Genomic DNA, 15,029 nt, shown 5'->3' with positions numbered 1-15,029 from the left:
GCGGCGTTGTCGGTGCGACGTGGCAGGCTGTCAGGACCATGACGGTAGACGTGCTGAGCCGCTTCTCCCCCGCCACCTCGGAGTGGTTCCGGGGCTCCTTCAGCTCGCCCACCGCCGCGCAGGCCGGGGCGTGGGACGCCATCAGCTCCGGCCACCATGCGCTCGTGGTCGCCCCCACCGGATCCGGCAAGACGCTGTCGGCGTTCCTCTGGGCCCTGGACCGGCTCGCGACCGAACCGGTGCCGGCGGAGCGTCTGCGGCGTTGCCGCGTGCTCTACATCTCCCCCATGAAGGCCCTCGCCGTCGACGTGGAGCGCAACCTGCGGTCTCCCTTGGTCGGCATCGGTCACGCCGCCACGCGACTGGGGGTGCCCCCGCCGAGCATCACGGTCTCGGTCCGGTCTGGGGACACGCCGGCCCAGGAACGGCGGGCCTTCGCGCGCACCCCCACCGACGTGCTCATCACCACCCCCGAGTCGCTGTTCCTGCTGCTCACCTCGCAGGCTCGCGAGGCCCTTGCCGGCGTTCAGACAGTGATCCTGGACGAGGTCCACGCCGTGGCGGGGACGAAGCGGGGCGCGCACCTCGCGCTCTCCCTCGAGCGGCTCGACGCGATGTTGGACACGCCCGCCCAGCGCATCGGACTGTCTGCCACGGTCCAGCCGGTGAAGGAGGTGGCCCGGTTCCTCGCGGGTGGCCGACCGGTCGAGGTGGTGCAGCCGCAGTCCACCAAGGAGTGGGACCTGGACGTCGTCGTACCCATCCCGGACATGTCGGCCCTCGGCGAGGTGCAGGAGACGGATCTGTCCGGGCCTGCTGCCGGCGCCGAGCGGCGCGCGTCGATCTGGCCCCACGTCGAGGAACGCATCGTCGATCTCATCTCCGAGCACCGCTCGACCCTCGTCTTCGCCAACTCCCGCCGGCTGGCGGAGCGGCTGACGACGCGCCTCAACGAGATCTGGCAGGAGCGGCTGGACGAGGCGGCGGCAGAGCAGGAGGCGCCTGACACGCTCAGCGCCCGCAGCGCCGTCACGGCAGGCCACACGTCACGGACGCCAGCGGAGATGATGGCCCAGGCGGGGGCATCCAAGGGCGCACCTGCCGTGCTGGCCCGAGCCCACCATGGCTCGGTGAGCAAGGAGCAGCGGCAGGTCATCGAAGAGGAGCTGAAGGCCGGGCGGTTGCCCGCGGTGGTGGCCACGAGCTCCCTCGAGCTCGGCATCGACATGGGAGCGGTGGACCTCGTCGTCCAGGTGGAGTCGCCGCCGTCCGTCGCCTCGGGGCTCCAGCGCGTCGGTCGCGCCGGGCACCAGGTCGGTGCGGTCAGCCGCGGCGTGCTCTTCCCGAAGTTCCGTGGTGACCTGGTCCAGACGGCGGTCGTCGTCGAGCGGATGAGATCAGGGGCGATCGAGTCCCTGCGCGTGCCCGCCAACCCGGTCGACGTGCTGGCGCAGCAGGTGGTCGCGATGTGCGCCCTCGACGACTGGACGGTCGACGACCTGGAGAAGGTCGTACGCCGGGCGACCCCCTTCGCCTCACTGCCGCGTTCGATCCTCGAGGCTGTGCTCGACATGCTGTCCGGCCGCTACCCCAGCGACGAGTTCGCCGAGCTCCGTCCACGCATCGTGTGGGACCGGGTCGCCGGCGTTCTGAGCGGACGCCCGGGCGCCCAGCGGCTGGCGGTGACGTCGGGAGGCACCATCCCGGACCGCGGGCTGTACGGGGTGTTCCTGGCGTCCTCGGAGGGGACCGGTCGACGCGTCGGAGAGCTCGACGAGGAGATGGTCTACGAGTCGCGGGTCGGTGACCTGTTCACGCTGGGGACCTCCACGTGGCGCATCGAGGACATCACCCATGACCGCGTGCTCGTGACTCCCGCGCCCGGCCTGCCCGGCAAGCTGCCGTTCTGGAAGGGGGACCAGCTCGGACGCCCGGCGGAGCTGGGGCGAGCTGTCGGCGCCTTCGTACGGGAGATCGTCGGTCTTGCGCCGGCCAAGGCGCGTCGTCGGGTCATCGACGCCGGGCTCGACGACTGGGCCGCCGACAACCTCCTGGCCTACCTGGCGGAGCAGCAGGAGGCCACGCGTCACGTTCCGGACGACCGGACGATCGTGGTCGAACGGTTCCGCGACGAGATCGGTGACTGGCGGGTGGCGGTGCACTCACCCTTCGGCGGTCAGGTGCACGCCCCCTGGGCGCTCTGCGTGTCGGCACGGATGCGCGAGCGGTTCGGAGTCGACGTACAGGCTATGCACGGTGACGACGGCATCGTCTTCCGGCTCCCCGACCTGGAGTTCGACGACGGCGGCCAGGTGGGCGCCGAGCTCCTCGAGCTGGTACGCCTCGACCCGAACGAGGTCCATGACCTCGTCACGGCAGAGATCGGCGGCTCGGCGCTGTTCGCCGCACGGTTCCGCGAGTGCGCCTCCCGCGCCCTGCTGCTGCCCCGCCGCCGACCGGACCGCCGGCAGCCGTTGTGGCAGCAGCGGCAACGGGCGGCACAGCTGCTGGAGGTGGCGAGCCAGTACGCCTCGTTCCCGATCGTGCTCGAGACGGTGCGCGAGTGCGTCCAGGACGTCTTCGACGTTCCGGGGCTCACGGAGCTGATGCGCGCAGTGGAGTCGCGGGACGTCACGCTGGTCGACGTCGAGTCGAGCCAGCCGTCGCCCTTCGCGCGCTCCCTGATGTTCGGCTACGTCGCTCAGTTCCTCTACGAGGGTGACTCTCCCTTGGCCGAGAAGCGGGCCGCCGCTCTGGCACTGGACCCGACGCTGCTTGCCGAGCTGCTCGGCCGAGGAGAGGGTCTGTCGTTGCGCGACCTGCTCGACCCGGCCCAGGTGAGCCGGACGGAGGCGGAGCTGCAGCGCCTGGTGCCTGAGCGTGCCTGCCGGGACGCCGAGGACGTCGCCGACCTGCTTCGCGTGCTGGGCCCGCTGCCCCTCTCCGAGATCCAGCGGCGCTGCCAGGCAGGCCTGTCCCTTCAGGAGGTCGGGTCCTGGCTGGTCGATCTCGAGGGCGCCCGCCGGCTGATCCGCGTCCGTCTCGCCGGCCAGGAGCGGTGGTCGGCCATCGAGGACGCCGGGCGACTCAGGGACGCGCTTGGTGTCTCCCTGCCGGTCGGGGTGCCACAGGCCTTCCTGGAGTCCGTGTCCGACCCGCTGGGCGACCTGGTGCGACGGTATGCCCGCTCCCATGGCCCCTTCCCGGCGGTGGCAGTGGCCGCGTGGTGGGGTGTCGGACCAGCCGTAGCACTCGACGCTCTGCGTCGACTTGTGGGATCCGGCCGCATCGTGGAGGGCGAGCTCCTGCCGGCGGAGAACGGCGGCGGCACGCACGGCCTCGACTACTGCGACGCCGAGGTCCTCCGCCTGCTGCGCCGTCGCTCCCTGGCAGCTCTGCGGGCCGAGGTCGAACCCGTGCCCGCGGTGGAGCTGGCGAGGTTCCTTCCCCAGTGGCAGTCCGTCGGTGCTGGCCTACGGGGCCGGGAGGGGCTCACTCGTGCCGTGGAGCAGCTCTGCGGCGCCGTGCTGCCGGCCAGCGCACTGGAGACCCTGGTCCTGCCCTCCCGGGTAGCTGGCTACACCCCGTCCCTGCTCGACGACCTCATGAGCAGTGGTGAGGTGCTCTGGCAGGGACACGGTGGCCTCCCCGGCGACGACGGGTGGGTCTCCCTCCACCTCGCCGACACGGCGCCCCTCACGCTGGCGCACCCCCCCGAGCTCGAGCTCACCGATCGGCAGCTCACGATCGTCGAGGCGCTGTCGGGTGGTGGGGCCTACTTCTTCCGCACCCTGTCCGACGCCGTCCGCGCTACCGACGACCCGGGCCTCGTGGCGGACCTGTGGTCCTTGGTGTGGGGCGGCCGCCTCACGAACGACACCATCGCCCCGCTACGCGCTCTGCTCGCGGGGGGGCGGACAGCCCCCCGCCGCAGTGGGTCGGCACCGCGGTCCGCTCGGTACGGTGCTGGGCCGGGGTCGCTCGGTCTGTTGTCCGGACGCAGGCCGCGGAGCCGCTCCCCCCTGCCCGCGCGCTCGGGGCCACCGACAGGCGCCGGCCGGTGGTCGCTGCTTCCCCCACCCGACCCGGACCCCACGGTCCGCGCATACGCCACTGCGGAGGTCCTGCTCGACCGATACGGCGTCGTGACCCGAGGCTCGGTCGTCGCAGAGGACGTTCCGGGGGGCTTCGCCGCCGTCTACCGCGTCCTGGCCGCCGCCGAGGAGTCAGGACGGGTTCGGCGGGGGTACTTCGTGGAGTCTCTGGGCGCAGCCCAGTTCTCGACCACGGGGGCCGTCGACCGGCTGCGCGCGGGCGTACGTCCGCTCCTGGGGGCCCCGACCGGGCGCACGGCGGCGGTGCCGGCGACGGTGCTGGCCGCGACGGACCCGGCCAACGCATACGGCGCGGCGTTGCCATGGCCCGACCGCACGTCCGTGCGCACCGGTGACGAGCTCGGCGACGACGCCCCCTCCAGCGGCTCCCGGCGAGGTCACCAACCGGGTCGCAAGGCGGGCGCCCTGGTGGTCCTGGTCGACGGGGAGCTCGTCCTCTACGTGGAGCGCGGAGGGAAGACGCTCCTGTCGTGGACCGACGAGCCCGATGCTCTGCAGAGCGCCGCCGACGCTTTGGCCCTGGCCGTCCGTGAGGGCGCTCTGGGGCGGCTGACGGTGGAGAAGGCGGACGGCGACGCCGTGCTCGGTTCTGGTCACCCCCTCGCGGCGGCCCTGGCGCAGGCAGGGTTCCACGCCACGCCGCGCGGCCTTCGGCTGCGGCGGTGACCGGTGCCTGAGGGCGACACCGTCTGGCGGACCGCTCGCCGGCTCCACCAAGCCCTCGCGGGCCAGGTGCTCACGGTGTCCGACCTCCGCTTCCCAGGGATCGCCACGGTAGACCTGCGCGGGGCCACTACGACGGACGTGCTCAGCCGCGGCAAGCACATCCTGCACCGGCTGGACACGGGCGCGACTCTGCACTCGCACCTGCGGATGGAAGGTCAGTGGCGCCTGGAGCCCGCAGACACCGCGGCGCGGTGGCTGCGTCGGGGGGACCTGCGGGCGGCGCTCGGCACGGACGCCTGGCTGGCCCTGGGACTGCGGCTCGGGATGTTGGACCTGCTCCGGACGTCGCACGAGGCGGATGTCGTGGGGCATCTGGGGCCAGACCTGCTCGGGCCGGACTGGGACGCGCCCCGCGCGGTGGCCAACCTCCAGCGCACGCAGACCCCTATCGGCGCCGCTCTCCTCGACCAGCGCAACCTCGCCGGCCTGGGCACGCTGTGGTGTGCGGAGTGCCTGTTCCTGGAGCGCCTCAACCCCTGGACCTTTACCTTCGAGCTCGACCCCGGGACGCTCGAGCGCGTGGTCGACCGAGCCCACCGGCTCCTCGACGCCGCTCGACACCACCCGGTCCAGGCCAGCACAGGGCTGCGCCGACACGGGGAGGAGACATACGTCCACGCCAGGTCCGGCAGGCCATGTCGACGGTGCGGTCAGCCAGTGCGCGTGGCGATGATCGGCCCCGAGGGCCAGGAGCGGACCATGTTCTACTGCCCCGGCTGCCAGGGTGGGCTGGGTCCCGGCGACGACGGTCGCCCTCAGGCTCCACTGGGGTCGAGCACGGGCCGCCGCACCCCCTACCGGCGCGTCTGAACGACCGTCGCCGTCAGAGACGCTCTGGTGGCCTCACGCAGCGGAGGCCGACACCATCGAGGACTTGGGAAGCGGCAGCGCAACGGGAGCCGTCAGCGCCTCGGTCTCCGCGACCCGCTCCGACACCTGGCCCAGCACCTCGGACAGGGGTAGCCGTAGGGCACCACAGATGGAGGCGAGCAGCTCGGAGGAGGCCTCCTTCTCGCCACGCTCGACCTCGCTGAGGTAGCCCAAGGACACCGCAGCGGCAGCAGAGACCTCGCGCAGCGTTCTGCCCTGGGCCTGACGCTGCTCGCGGAGGACGTCACCCAGTTCACGACGGAGCAGGATCATGACGCCTCCTTCACCTTCCACGTTGATGCTCGGTACGGGGCCCACCGCTGGCTTTCGGCAACCGATGACATCAGCAGCCAAGCCAACGTTACCCCGAGCCCATGACGCTGCGCTTGGAGGATTGCCAGAACCCGCGGCACGAACACGTCAACGACCCGGCAGCTCGGGATCTTCCTGCACACCGAGCACCTCTGCCACGAGCCCTAGGGCCGCCTGCACGGTGGCTGAGCGGATCTGCGCCCGCGATCCGGCGAGCCGGAGGCGACGTACCTCCCGCCGCCCGGCCAGAGACACGGCGACGAACACGGTCCCGACCGGCTGGCCGTCCTGCGGGTCAGGGCCGGCAACCCCCGTGGTGGCGACACCGAGGTCCGAGCCCAACGCACGTGCTGCGCCCGTTGCCATCTGGGTGGCCACCACGCCCTGCACCGCGCCGCCTGACCGCAGGACCTGCGCGTCGACCCCCAGCACCGAGCTCTTGACCTCGGTCGCGTAGGCGACGACCGCACCACGGACCACCGTCGACGCGCCGGGGACGTCGGTGAGCGCCGCGCACAGCAGGCCACCCGTCAGGGACTCGGCAGTGGCTACCGTCAGCGAGGCCCCCTGCAGGGCGGTCACGACCTCCTGGGCGGACGTCACCCCGGGCGACCCGCCCGCGCCGCGCGGGACGCGCGGGCGGCGCGCTTCATTGCGGCCCGCTCGCTCGTCTGGCGCAGGCGCAGTCCCTTGACGGCGATGTCGAGGCCCGTCACGACGGTCACGAGAACCGCGAGCAGCAGCACGACCCATGCCCCGGTCATCCACGCGCCGTGGCTCGGGAACGTCCACAGCGGGAGGGTGAAGAGCAGGAGACCGAAGAACTGCAGCGTCGTCTTCACCTTGCCACCGCGACCTGCCGGCATGACCCCATGACGGATGACGAAGAACCGCAGCACCGTGACCCCCCACTCCCGGACGAGCACCACCAGCGTGACCCACCACGGGATCTCGCCGAGGACAGCCAGGCCGACGAACGCCATACCCATGAGCGCCTTGTCGGCGATGGGGTCCGCGATCTTGCCGAAGTTCGTGATGAGACCGCGGCGACGGGCCAGCTCACCGTCGACGCGGTCGGTGGCCGTGGCCACGGCGAACACGCCGGCGGCCCACCATCGCAGCTGCGCCTGCTCCCCCTGCTGGGCCAGCAGCAGCCAGCCGTAGACGGGCACCAGGAGGATGCGCGCGACGGTGAGGGCGTTGGCGACGTTCCAGGGGCTCGGGGCCGGCTCAGCGACGGGGGTCGCGGCGGGGTCGGGAGCCGGTGCGGACTCGCTCAGCACGGAGCAGCCACGAGGTCGATGCCCTCCGTCGCCACCACCGTCGCACGTACGAGGCCGCCCACCGCGAGGTCCGGCCAGTCCGCGGGGTCGAGGAACGTCACGCCGTCCACGTCCGGCCCCTGGTGGGCTGCTCTACCGACGACCCGCGCCTCGTCGGAGCCGTCCTCACCCAGGGCACTCGCGAGACCTTCCGCGGGTAGCTCCTCGACCAGGACCTCCACGATCTCGCCGACGCGCTCCTCGGCGCGCTGCAGGTTCAGCTCCTCCACCAGGTCGGTGATCCTGGAGGTGCGTTCTGCGACGACGTCGGCAGGCAGCTTGCCGCCATACCCCTGTGCCTCCGTGCCGTCCTCGTCCGAGTAGCCGAAGACGCCCACGACGTCGAGCCGCGCGGCGACCAGGAAGTCCTCGAGCTCGGCCAGGTCCTCCTGCGTCTCTCCCGGGAAGCCGACGATGACGTTGCTGCGGATGCCGGCCAGCGGAGCTCTGGACCGGACCTCGTCGAGCAGTCCGAGGAACGCCTGCCGGCCGCCGAAACGGCGCATGGAACGCAGCAGCGGCGCGGAAGCGTGCTGGAACGAGATGTCGAAGTAGGGCGCCACCCCCGGCACGGACGCCATCGCGTCCAGCAGCCCTGGCCGGATCTCGGCGGGCTGGAGGTATGACACCCGCACCCGTTCGACCCCCGGGACCTCGGTCAGCTCGGGCAGCAGCTTCTCCAAGAGGGCGAGATCCCCGAGGTCCTTGCCGTACGAGGTGGAGTTCTCGCTGACCAGGAAGAGCTCGCGTACGCCGCGCTCGCCGAGCCAGCGGGCCTCGGCGAGGATGTCGTGCGGACGGCGCGAGACGAAGGACCCTCGAAACCTCGGGATGGCGCAGAAGGCGCAGCGACGGTCACAGCCGCTGGCCAGCTTCAGGGGCGCCCAAGGCCGGTCGTCCAGCCTCGCCCGCACCACCCGAGGCCCGGACGCTGGTCCCTGCGGAACCGGTCCGCCCTGCGGAGCCGGTCCGCCCTGCGAGGCCCACCTCTCGAGCGAGCCGTGGCCAGGCAGCGCCACGGCCTGTGCGCCGTGCTGGCGTTCCACCGGCGACACCGGCAGCAGACGGCGGCGGTCGGCCGGCGTGTGGGACGCCGGAGCGTGCCCGTCCAGCACCGCACGCAGGTGTGACGACATGTCTGCGTACGAGTCGAACCCGAGGACCGCGTCCGCCTCGGGCAGCTCGGCTGCGAGCTGTTCGCCGTACCGTTCGGCCAGGCAGCCCACGGCGACGACCTTCTGGGTTCGGCCCGATCCCTTGCGGGCGGAGGCCTCGAGGAGGACGTCGATCGAGTCCTTCTTCGCCTGCTCCACGAACCCGCAGGTGTTGACGACCGCCACGTCCGCGTCGTCGGCGTCGTCGACGAGCAGCCAGCCCTCGGCGGCCAGCCGCCCGGCCAGCTCCTCCGAGTCGACCTCGTTGCGGGTGCACCCCAAGGTCACCAGGGCCACGCTGCGCTGCACGGTCGAGCTCATGAGCTCCACTCTAGGCTGAGTACGGTGTGGCTCATGACCGCCGCCGCCGCCCGCATTGCCACTCTCCTTCAGACGCACCCGGTCGTCGACGGGCACAACGACCTGCTCTGGGAGGCGCGCCAACGGGTCGGTTATGACTTCGACGGTCTGGACGTCGGGGCCGGCGGCACCCCCACCCATACCGACCTGCCACGCCTGCGCAAGGGCGGCGTGGGCGGTCAGTTCTGGTCCGTCTTCGTCCCGGCCTCGCTGTCCGGTGACGATGCGGTGAGCGCCACCCTGGAGCAGGTCGATGCCGGGCACCAGCTCGTGGCTCGGTATGGCGACCAGCTGGCGTTCGCCCGCACCGCCGACGACGTGGCGGCCGCGTGGGAGTCCGGCCGGATCGCCTCGCTGCTGGGGGCCGAGGGTGGCCACAGCATCAACAGCTCGCTGGCGACCCTGCGGATGCTGTACGTCCTGGGAGTGCGGTACCTGACGCTGACGCACAACAGCAACGTGCCCTGGGCCGACTCCGGCACCGACGAGCCGGTTCACGGCGGGCTCACCCGCTTCGGGGTCGAGGTCGTGCGTGAGATGAACCGCATCGGCATGCTGGTGGATCTCTCACACGTGTCCGGCGACACGATGCGCGACGCCCTTCGTGCGGCCAAGGCCCCTGCCATCTTCAGCCACTCCTCCGCCCGGTCGGTCTGTGACAGCCCGCGCAACGTCCCGGACGACGTGCTGGAGTCGCTGCGGGACAACGGGGGCGTCTGCATGGTGACCTTCGTGCCCAAGTTCGTGAACCCGGACGCGGCGGCGTGGCACGCCCAGGGGGTGGCAGAGGCGGCAGCGCAGGGCGTCACCCAGGCCGACGCGACGGCGTTCGCGTCGTTCTACGCCGGGTACCGCAGCAGGTCTCCGGAGCCCCGGGCGACGGTCGCCGACGTCGTCCGGCACTGCGAGCACGTCAGGGAGGTGGCCGGGGTCGACCACGTCGGCCTGGGCGGCGACTATGACGGGGTCGACGTACTCCCCGAGGGCCTCGACGACGTGACGGGCTACCCGCGGCTGCTGGCCGCCCTGGCGGAGCGCGGGTGGTCCGACGCCGACCTTTCGAGTCTCACCAGCGGCAACATCCTCCGGGTGCTGCGTGAGGCGGAGGCCGGCGCGCGGGTCCTGCAGCAGCAGCGTGGACCCAGCCTGGCGACCATCGCCGACCTCGACGGACAGGCCGTCGGCAGCTAGCCGCGCCAGCGGGTGATGGTCAGGCCGACCACCCGGGCGATGATGAGCGCCACGTACATCACGCCGGTCACCTGCTCGACGATGACCACGGCGCGGGCGTGCGGCAGGACCGCCGTGACGTCGGAGAGGCCGACGCTCGTGAGGTTGGCGAAGGACAGGTACAGCAGCTCGAGGAACGTCCGGTGGCCGCCGCCCTGGTAGGCGATGAAGGAGCCCGGCCAGAGCACCTGGACCGCAGTGAAGGCATAGGCGAACAGCCACGACACCACCGTGAAGTTCGCCCCCACGGCGAAGATCTCGTCGCGCGTGACCCAGGAGTCCTCGAACAGGTACCGGATGAGCCCGTAGGCCGTGTACCCGTAGAACACGACGTGCAGGCCCGCGGACCACAGCGTGACCTGGTCGTTGCCACGGACCACCCCTTCAACGACCGTCAGCAGCGTCAGCGGGATGCCGAGCACGACCGCGACCCAGGTGAGGGCAGGGGTGGCCCGCACCGCGTACACGGCCAACGACAGGACGATGACGCCGAAGACGCCGATGACGGTGCGGCCCCAGGCGGTGTCGCCGGCGAAGGGGTAGACCAGGACCGCGACCAGCTGGGCCGCCAGCAGCACCGCGCTGGGGTGTCCCTTGACGGCGGAGAACCAGGCGGGCATGGCGCCACCCTAGGGCGCGCCACACCCGCGAGCGCGTCAGCCGGTGACGACCTCGACCCGCAGCGTCCGGGCCGCAACCGCGGCGGCCAGCGTCGCGGTGGTCGCCATCACCGCAGCCATCGGCACCGCGGAGCCACCGCCGAACATCCCGATCACCGGGGCGGCGAGCCCCCCGATAACGAACTGCGACGCGCCGAGCATCGCCGCGGCGGTGCCGGCCGCCTCCCCGTGCCGGCTGAGGGCCAGGGCCGGGGTGTTCGGGAAGATGAACCCACAGGAGGCGAGGACCACCGCCAGTGGCACCAGCAGGCCCGCCAGACCGCCCACCCCTGACACCGTCGACCCGAGCATGAGAAGCGCGGCGGTGGCCAGGACGATGACCGCCACGCGCAGCACGGCACGGGGACCATGCCGGCGCACCAGCACCGGGTTGAGCTGCGACGCGACGATGAGACCCACGGAGTTCGCCCCGAACACGAGCGCGAACTGCTGGGCGCCGAGCCCGTAGACGTTCTGCAGCACGAACGACGAGCCCCCGATGTACGAGAACAGGGTCGCGAAGCCCAGCCCGGCCACCAGGACCAGGCCGACGAAGGTCCGGTCCTTCAGGAGCCGCCGGAACGTCCGCGCGACCTCCGAGACCTGGGCAGGACGGCGACGCTCGGCAGGGAGCGTCTCGCGCAGCGCAGTGGTCGCCAGCATGACGAGCAGCACCCCGGTCACGGCGAGCACCACGAAGACCCCGCGCCAGCTCGTGAACCTGAGGATCGTCCCGCCGACGGTGGGCGCCACGATGGGCGCGACGCCCGAGACGAGCATGAGCCGGGACAGCAGCGTCGCGGCAGCCGAGCCGACGAAGACGTCACGCACGGTGGCCATCGCGACCACCGCCACGGCGGCGTTGGCCAGGCCCTGGAGGACCCGGCCCACCGTGAGCAGCTGGATCGAGGGCGCCAGCGCACACAGGATGGACGCGAGGATGTGCAGCGAGATCCCGGCGATGAGCGGCCGACGCCGGCCCACCGCGTCGGACAGCGGACCGATGAGAAGCTGTCCCAGCCCCAGCCCGACCAGCATGCCCGTCAAGGTGGCCTGCACCGCGGACTCCGACGCGGCGAGGTCCCGGGTGATCGAGGGAAGCGCCGGCAGGTAGGTGTCGATGGTGAGTGGCCCGATCGCCGTCAGCGCGCCGAGAACGAGCACGAACCGGAGCGTGGACCGGGCGTTGGGAGCCTTGTCCACCGGCAAGCCTGGGGTGGCCGGGGCCGAGCCTGTGGTCGCCCGGGTTGGGGCAGGGGTCGCCGCGGACGGGCGTACGTCGGTCAGGTTGTCGGGGGAGGCAGTCACCTGGGCCGCAACGTCGAGCGGCGCGGCAGTATTTCGTCCCCCAGCAGATCTCCTCGGTGACCAGACCGCCGACGCCGTCGGGCTCAGTCGCGGCCGGTGAGCTCCCAGGCGTCCTGCGACTCCTCCACCTCGTCCCGGCCGGCGAACTGCGCGGCCACCGGGTCCCCGGCGTACCGGGCGTCCGGGACGTAGCCCCTGGCGACCTCGTCGGTGCGCTCGTCCACCGCTACCGAACCGGCGACGGCGCCGAGGCGCGCGCCAGCCGCCTGGCCGTCGAACACCGGGTCCTCGTCGGGAATGTCGTCCCCACGCATGAGCGCCAGAGTCACCGGCAGGTCGTCCGGCTTCACCAGGACGTCGCGGGCCTTGGACCCCTCGGAGGGACCCACCACACCCCGCGACTCCAGCAGGTCCATGAGGCGACCGGCCTTCGCGAAGCCGACCCGCAGCTTGCGCTGGAGCATCGACGTCGACCCGAACTGCGTGGTGACGACGAGCTCCGTGGCCTGCAGCAGAAGGTCAAGGTCGTCCCCGATGTCGTCGATCTGCTTCTTGGCCGCGACCAGGGTGACGTCGTCGCGGTACCGGGGCTTGAGCTGGTCGGTGACCGCCTTGACGACGTTGTGGATCTCCGACTCGGTCACCCAGGCGCCCTGGACGCGCATCGGCTTGCTGGCGCCCATCGGCAGGAACAGCGCGTCGCCCTGGCCGATCAGCTTCTCCGCGCCCGGCTGGTCGAGGACGACGCGGCTGTCGGCCAGGGACGACGTGGCGAACGCCATCCTCGACGGCACATTGGCCTTGATCAACCCGGTGACGACATCCACGGACGGCCGCTGGGTGGCCAGCACGAGGTGGATCCCCGCGGCGCGGGCCAGCTGCGTGATGCGGACGATCGACTCCTCCACATCTCGGGGCGCCACCATCATGAGGTCCGCGAGCTCGTCGACGATCACGAGCAGGTAGGGGTAGGGCTGGATCGTCCGCTCGGACCCGGGCAACGGCTTCACCTTGCCGGACTTGACGGCCTTGTTGAAGTCGTCGACGTGCTTGAAGCCGAACTGGGCCAGGTCGTCATACCGGGTGTCCATCTCACGCACCACCCACTGGAGCGCCTCTGCGGCCTTCTTGGGGTTCGTGATGATGGGCGTGATGAGGTGCGGGATTCCCTCGTACGCCGTGAGCTCCACCCGCTTCGGGTCGACCAGCACCATGCGCACCTCGTCCGGGGTGGAGCGCATGAGGATCGAGGTGATCATCGAGTTCACGAAGCTCGACTTGCCCGCGCCGGTGGCGCCCGCCACGAGCAGGTGCGGCATCTTGGCGAGGTTGGCGATGACGTAGCCGCCCTCGACGTCCTTGCCGACCCCCATGACCATGGGGTGCTCGTTGCCGCGCGCGGCCTGGCTGCGCAGCACGTCGCCCAGGCTGACCTTCTCGCGGTCGGTGTTCGGGATCTCGATGCCGATGGCCGACTTGCCGGGGATCGGGCTGAGGATGCGCACGTCCGCGGACGCCACCGCGTACGCGATGTTCTTCGACAGCGCTGTGACACGCTCCACCTTGGTGCCGCGCCCGAGCTCCACCTCGTACCGGGTGACCGTCGGCCCGCGGGAGAAGCCGGTGACCTGCGCGTCGATGTCGAACTGGTCGAGGACCTGGCTCAGCGCCTCGACGACCCGGTCGTTGGCCGCGCTCCGTGACTTGTGCGGGGAGCCCGGCTCGAGCAGCGCGTTGTCGGGCAGGGTGTAGGTGATGTCGCCGGCCAGGGCGAGCTGCTCCACGCGCTGCGGCAGCGGCGTGGTGGGCGGGGCCTCCAGGCTCGCCTTGATCTCGACCGCGGGAGCCGCCTTCCCCCGGGCCTCGGCTCCCGGAGCCAGAACCCCGGGTGCGGTCGGGCGCTTCTCCCCCGGGCGCAGCCGCTTGCCGTCGGGGATCACCAGCGCAGCCTGCTCGAACGCCTCGTCGCCGTCGAGCGGGCCCTCGACGGTCCCGCCCGCCGCCGGAGCCCCGCGGCGCCGCCTCGGCTTGTCCTCGACCGGCTGGTCTCCGACCGGGTCGGCGCCCGGCACTGCGGCGTCCAGCCCCCGGTGCAGCAGGTGGTTCCGCAGCTCGGCGAGCCTGGCCGGGACCTGGTGCAGCGGAGTCGCCGTCATGACGAGCAGCCCGAAGCACCCCAGCATGACCAGGATCGGGACGGTCCCGTACACCGATACGGCCGCCTCCAGCGGGCTGGAGGCGAGGAACCCGATCACTCCACCGCCCTCCCTCATCCCGTCGGCGCCCTGGGGCGGGGTCGGGATGCCCGCTGCCACGTGGGCAAGGCCGCAGGAGGCGAACGCCAGAGCTCCCAGCCCGATCCCGATCCGGGAGTTCGCTGCGTCGTCCTGGGGGGCGCGAAGCACGCGCAACCCGATGAAGACCAAGGCCAGGGGGAGGGCGTAGGCCACCCGGCCAAGCGTCCCCGCCACGACCGCGTGCACCACCTCCCCGGCTGCTCCCTCGAACGCCCACCACTCGCGGGTGGCCACCAGGATGGCCATCCCGATGAGGAAGAAGCCCAATCCGTCGCGCCGGTGCTCCGGGTCGAGGTCCCGCGCGCTGGTGCCCACGCGGCGAACCGCCCCTCCGGCCACATGCGCCATCCCCATCCAGGTGCCTTTGACGGCCCGCAGCGGCAGCGGCAGTCCCCCGCCGCTGGGCTTGCCTCGGGCGGCCGACGTACGAGGCGCGCCGCTCCTGCGGTTGGCCGGACGCGTGGTGCTGCCCCGGCCCCCCGAGGAGCGCGCTGAGGTGGACGGACGTGTGGCCATGGTCGGCACGTTACGCGAAAGTCACAGTGGACACACTCGTCACACGCGTCGCAGGACGGGTGATATCGCCAGGTAAGGCCTCCACCGAACGGGCAATCCATCCCTGGAGTTCGGCCCTGCGCACGCCGTTGCCGCCTTCCGCCGCCCGACCAGTGCCACA

10 protein-coding genes are annotated in these 15,029 nt (G+C 71.8%); 3 read left to right on the top strand and 7 right to left on the bottom strand.

Translation table 11 applies throughout. The annotated features are described in order from the left end of the window. Window positions 1-38 precede the first annotated feature (38 nt). Complete coding sequence (locus PHA84_RS08460; RefSeq protein WP_270887662.1) at window positions 39-4,781, top strand: ATP-dependent helicase; 4,743 nt, start codon at window positions 39-41, stop codon at window positions 4,779-4,781. Between the two features lie 3 nt (window positions 4,782-4,784). Further along, window positions 4,785-5,651 (top strand): DNA-formamidopyrimidine glycosylase family protein, encoded by an 867-nt coding sequence (locus PHA84_RS08455; protein ID WP_270887661.1) that lies wholly within the window; start codon window positions 4,785-4,787, stop codon window positions 5,649-5,651. Window positions 5,652-5,684: 33 nt separating this feature from the next. Here PHA84_RS08455 and PHA84_RS08450 read toward each other — a convergent pair whose 3' ends face one another. From PHA84_RS08450 to rimO, 4 genes are all read right to left on the bottom strand, one after another. Then, the gene (locus PHA84_RS08450) at window positions 5,685-5,984 is read right to left on the bottom strand and encodes a helix-turn-helix domain-containing protein (RefSeq protein WP_270887660.1); all 300 of its coding nucleotides are present in this window, start codon (window positions 5,982-5,984) and stop codon (window positions 5,685-5,687) included. 147 nt (window positions 5,985-6,131) lie between these two features. Beyond that, window positions 6,132-6,626, bottom strand: a complete 495-nt coding sequence (locus PHA84_RS08445; protein WP_270887659.1) for a CinA family protein — start codon at window positions 6,624-6,626, stop codon at window positions 6,132-6,134. After that, window positions 6,623-7,306, bottom strand: coding sequence for a CDP-diacylglycerol--glycerol-3-phosphate 3-phosphatidyltransferase (gene pgsA / locus PHA84_RS08440; RefSeq protein WP_333742248.1), 684 nt, complete (start codon window positions 7,304-7,306; stop codon window positions 6,623-6,625). Before pgsA ends, PHA84_RS08445 begins: the two co-directional genes overlap by 4 nt. Further along, window positions 7,300-8,820, bottom strand: a complete 1,521-nt coding sequence (gene rimO / locus PHA84_RS08435) for a 30S ribosomal protein S12 methylthiotransferase RimO (RefSeq protein ID WP_270887658.1) — start codon at window positions 8,818-8,820, stop codon at window positions 7,300-7,302. Before rimO ends, pgsA begins: the two co-directional genes overlap by 7 nt. 33 nt (window positions 8,821-8,853) lie before the next feature. Here rimO and PHA84_RS08430 point away from each other — a divergent pair, with 33 nt between their 5' ends. Beyond that, window positions 8,854-10,050, top strand: a complete 1,197-nt coding sequence (locus PHA84_RS08430; RefSeq protein ID WP_270887657.1) for a dipeptidase — start codon at window positions 8,854-8,856, stop codon at window positions 10,048-10,050. On the opposite strand, the gene PHA84_RS08425 is transcribed toward PHA84_RS08430, so the two are convergent. From PHA84_RS08425 to PHA84_RS08415, 3 genes are all read right to left on the bottom strand, one after another. Further along, window positions 10,047-10,709: an ion channel gene (locus tag PHA84_RS08425; RefSeq protein WP_270887656.1), complete on the bottom strand. Its 663-nt coding sequence runs from the start codon at window positions 10,707-10,709 to the stop codon at window positions 10,047-10,049. The genes PHA84_RS08430 and PHA84_RS08425 overlap by 4 nt on opposite strands. Before the next feature lie 36 nt (window positions 10,710-10,745). Then, entirely contained in the window at window positions 10,746-11,951 is a 1,206-nt protein-coding gene (locus tag PHA84_RS08420) for a multidrug effflux MFS transporter (protein ID WP_270887655.1), read from the bottom strand. A gap of 188 nt (window positions 11,952-12,139) precedes the next feature. Continuing rightward, window positions 12,140-14,869, bottom strand: a complete 2,730-nt coding sequence (locus PHA84_RS08415; RefSeq protein ID WP_270887654.1) for an FtsK/SpoIIIE family DNA translocase — start codon at window positions 14,867-14,869, stop codon at window positions 12,140-12,142. Window positions 14,870-15,029 lie beyond the last annotated feature (160 nt).

The sequence above is a fragment of the Pedococcus sp. 5OH_020 genome, from assembly GCF_027812955.1.
Classification (GTDB): Bacteria; Actinomycetota; Actinomycetes; order Actinomycetales; family Dermatophilaceae; genus Pedococcus.
Note: the sequence above shows the minus strand (reverse complement) of the source record. Positions and strands in the feature narration are given on the sequence as shown.

Bases quoted from the DNA above. Each gene is read 5' to 3' on its own strand.
- PHA84_RS08460 (WP_270887662.1), top strand. From the start codon at position 39: ATGACGGTAGACGTGCTGAGCCGCTTCTCCCCCGCCACCTCGGAGTGG.
- PHA84_RS08450 (WP_270887660.1), bottom strand. From the start codon at position 5,984: ATGATCCTGCTCCGTCGTGAACTGGGTGACGTCCTCCGCGAGCAGCGT.
- rimO (WP_270887658.1), bottom strand. From the start codon at position 8,820: ATGAGCTCGACCGTGCAGCGCAGCGTGGCCCTGGTGACCTTGGGGTGC.
- PHA84_RS08430 (WP_270887657.1), top strand. From the start codon at position 8,854: ATGACCGCCGCCGCCGCCCGCATTGCCACTCTCCTTCAGACGCACCCG.
- PHA84_RS08425 (WP_270887656.1), bottom strand. From the start codon at position 10,709: ATGCCCGCCTGGTTCTCCGCCGTCAAGGGACACCCCAGCGCGGTGCTG.
- PHA84_RS08415 (WP_270887654.1), bottom strand. From the start codon at position 14,869: ATGGCCACACGTCCGTCCACCTCAGCGCGCTCCTCGGGGGGCCGGGGC.